Source organism: Pseudomonas sp. 22490 (assembly GCF_052044465.1).
Taxonomy (GTDB): Bacteria; Pseudomonadota; Gammaproteobacteria; order Pseudomonadales; family Pseudomonadaceae; genus Pseudomonas; species Pseudomonas aeruginosa.
Map to the genome: position 1 here is coordinate 1 of NZ_JBQENS010000081.1, position 3,663 is coordinate 3,663.

The 3,663-nt window shown below is 66.8% G+C and carries 3 protein-coding genes; 2 read left to right on the forward strand and 1 reads right to left on the reverse strand.

The annotated features are described in order from the left end of the window. Positions 1–435 (forward strand): methyl-accepting chemotaxis protein (locus ACTJJX_RS34870; protein ID WP_034075048.1); only part of this gene is annotated, 435 nt, incomplete at its 5' end. A gap of 103 nt (positions 436–538) precedes the next feature. On the opposite strand, the gene ACTJJX_RS34875 is transcribed toward ACTJJX_RS34870, so the two are convergent. Continuing rightward, the gene (locus ACTJJX_RS34875; protein ID WP_003114975.1) at positions 539–2,029 is read right to left on the reverse strand and encodes a helicase HerA-like C-terminal domain-containing protein; all 1,491 of its coding nucleotides are present in this window, start codon (positions 2,027–2,029) and stop codon (positions 539–541) included. A 399-nt stretch (positions 2,030–2,428) separates the two neighbouring features. On the opposite strand from ACTJJX_RS34875, the gene pctA reads away from it, so the two are divergent. Next, positions 2,429–3,663: methyl-accepting chemotaxis protein PctA (gene pctA, locus ACTJJX_RS34880; RefSeq protein ID WP_073668273.1), on the forward strand; the 1,235-nt coding region annotated here is incomplete at its 3' end.

Consider the following 3,663-nt stretch of genomic DNA (forward strand, 5'->3'; position numbering starts at 1 on the left):
CGCGCCGGCGAGGCCGGACGCGGCTTCGCGGTGGTCGCCGACGAGGTGCGCAACCTGGCCCATCGTGCCCAGGAGTCGGCCCAGCAGATCCAGAAGATGATCGAAGAGCTGCAAGTCGGCGCCCGCGAGGCGGTGGCCACCATGACCGAAAGCCAGCGTTACAGCCTGGAGAGCGTGGAGATCGCCAACCGTGCCGGCGAACGCCTGGGTAGCGTGACCAGCCGGATCGGCGAGATCGACAGCATGAACCAGTCGGTGGCCACTGCCACCGAGGAACAGACCGCGGTGGTCGACTCGCTGAACATGGACATCACCGAGATCAACACCCTCAACCAGGAAGGCGTGGAGAACCTCCAGGCCACCCTGCGCGCCTGCGGCGAGCTGGAAACCCAGGCCGGGCGCCTGCGGCACCTGGTGGACAGCTTCAAGATCTGAGCCCGTCCGTCCCACAGGCCGGCTAACCGCGAAGCGGTTAGCCGGCGATCATCCAGCCCCCATGAAAAAGGCGCCCGCGGGCGCCTTTTTCATGGCCTGGCGCTCAGCGCCGCTTCTTCCCGCCCATCAACGAGCCGAGCAGGCCACGCACCAGCTCCCGGCTCAACTGGTTGGCCGCCTGGCGCATGGCGCTCTTCACCGTCGAATTGGACAGCAGGCTGCCGAGAATCTGCCCGGCCATGCCGCCGACGCCGGACGAGCTTTCCTGCTGAGCAGTCGCCTGGCCCTGGACCTCGGGCTTGGCGCCCGCCTTGTTCGCCAGCACCTCGTAGGCCGACTCGCGATCGATCGGCTGGTCGTAGCGACCCTTCAACGGCGACCGCTGGACCAGTTCAGCGCGCTCGCTGTCGCTCAGCGGGCCGATCCGCGAATAGGGCGGCGCCACCGCGACGCGCTGGACCATGGCCGGCGTGCCCTTTTCCTCCAGGGTGCCGACCAACGCCTCGCCGATACCCAGTTCGGTCAGCACCCCCAGGGTGTCGAACGCCGGGTTCGGGCGGAAACCGTCGGCCACCGCGCGCAGCGATTTCTGCTCCTTGGCGGTGAAGGCGCGCAGGCCATGCTGGATACGCAGGCCGAGCTGGGCCAGGACATCGTCCGGCAGGTCGCCCGGCGACTGGGTGACGAAGTACACCCCGACGCCTTTCGAGCGGATCAGCCGGACCACCTGTTCCAGGCGGTCGCGCAAGGCTTTCGGCGTGCCGTTGAACAGCAGGTGGGCCTCGTCGAAGAACAGTGCCAGCACCGGCTTGTCGGCATCGCCGCGCTCCGGCAGTTGCTCGAACAGCTCGGCCAGCAGCCAGAGCAGGAAAGTCGCGTAGACCTTCGGCGCCTCGTGCACCAGGCGGCTGGCGTCGAGCAGGTGGATGCGCCCGCGCCCGTCCGGCTCGGGGCGGAGGATGTCTTCCAGTTGCAGGGCAGGCTCGCCGAAGAAGGCCTCGGCGCCCTGCTGCTCCAGAGTGGCCAGGCGGCGCAGCAGCGCCTGCCCGGAAGCGCCGGTGAACAGCGCCCGGTCCTCGCCGAGGATCTCCGGATTGTCCTTCAGGTGGTTGAGCAGCGCCTTCAGGTCCTTCAGGTCGAGCAGCAGCAGGCCTTCCCGGTCGGCCACCTGGAAGGCGGCGAACAGCGCGGCCTGCTGGCTATCGGTCAACTCCAGGAGGTTGGCCAGCAGCAGCGGGCCCATCTCGCTGATGGTGGTGCGCAACGGGTGGCCGGTCTTCCCGGCGATGTCCCAGAGCGTGGTCGGGTAGGCCTTCGGCTGGTAGTTCAGCCACGGCATGCTGGCGATGCGTTCGGCGACCTTGCCCTGCGGGTTGCCCGGCGCGGCGATGCCGCACAGGTCGCCCTTGATGTCGGCGGCGAATACCGCGACACCGGCATCGCTGAAGGATTCGGCGAGGTGCTGCAAGGTCACCGTCTTGCCGGTACCGGTGGCGCCGGCGATCAATCCATGACGGTTGGCCAGGCGCCAGGCCTGCCCTACCGGCTGGCCATCGGGGCCAGCGCCGATCAACAACTCATTCGCTTGCGACATCCATTCATCCTCGGGACTAAAGCTCCGGCACGCTGTGCCGACAGTAAGGGAAAGCCCTTGTACAACGGGGCTTCCAGCGGAACCCGCGTACCAATATGCGCGGGTTCCCGCGAAGGGCGTCGGGCCAGCGCATCGACCCGATCTGGCCGTCCAGCTTCAGCGAAGACCTTCGGGCCTTGCTGAGACAGGAAAAATCGCCATCGTATCCGTATCACGCATTCTTCGGAGCCACCCAGGGAACCGTGGCTTCGTGGCACAAGGCCGTGCCTGGGTCGACGGACTACCCACCCGCGCGACCCGCCCGACGCTGCAAGGCGTACGGAAAGCCCCTGCGCCCGCGGAACGGTCGCAGGGGTCTGGTCAAAGACTGGCGCTACATACTCCTGGACGCAATACAACATGATCAAAAGTCTGAAGTTCAGCCACAAGATCCTCCTCGCGGCCTCCCTCGTGGTGTTCGCCGCTTTCGCACTGTTCACCCTCTACAACGATTACCTGCAGCGCAACGCGATCCGCGAGGACCTCGAAAGCTACCTGCGGGAAATGGGTGACGTGACCTCCAGCAACATCCAGAACTGGCTCGGTGGCCGTCTGTTGCTGGTCGAGCAGACCGCCCAGACCCTGGCCCGCGACCACAGCCCGGAAGCCGTCAGCGCCCTGCTCGAACAGCCGGCCCTGACCTCGACCTTCAGCTTCACCTACCTCGGCCAGCAGGACGGCGTCTTCACCATGCGCCCGGACAGCCCGATGCCGGCCGGCTACGATCCGCGCAGCCGGCCCTGGTACAAGGACGCCGTAGCGGCCGGCGGCCTGACCCTGACCGAGCCCTACGTCGACGCCGCCACCCAGGAACTGATCATCACCGCGGCGACGCCGGTGAAGGCCGCCGGCAACACCCTCGGCGTGGTGGGCGGCGACCTCAGCCTGAAGACCCTGGTACAGATCATCAATTCGCTGGACTTCAGCGGCATGGGCTACGCCTTCCTGGTCAGCGGCGACGGCAAGATCCTGGTGCACCCGGACAAAGAGCAGGTGATGAAAACCCTGAGCGAGGTCTACCCGCAGAACACGCCGAAGATCGCCACCGGTTTCAGCGAGGCCGAATTGCACGGGCATACCCGCATCCTCGCCTTTACCCCGATCAAGGGCCTGCCTTCGGTGACCTGGTACCTGGCGCTGTCCATCGACAAGGACAAGGCCTACGCCATGCTCAGCAAGTTCCGCGTCTCGGCCATCGCCGCCGCGCTGATCTCCATCGTCGCCATCCTGGTCCTGCTCGGCCTGCTGATCCGCCTGCTGATGCAGCCGCTGCACCTGATGGGCCGTGCCATGCAGGACATCGCCCAGGGCGAGGGCGACCTGACCAAGCGCCTCGCCGTGACCAGCCGCGATGAATTCGGCGTGCTCGGCGATGCCTTCAACCAGTTCGTCGAGCGGATCCATCGCTCGATCCGGGAAGTCGCCGGGACCGCGCACAAACTGCACGACGTCTCGCAACTGGTGGTGAACGCCTCGAACTCTTCGATGGCCAACTCCGACGAGCAGTCCAACCGCACCAACAGCGTCGCCGCGGCGATCAACGAACTCGGCGCCGCCGCCCAGGAAATCGCCCGCAACGCCGCCGATGCCTCGCA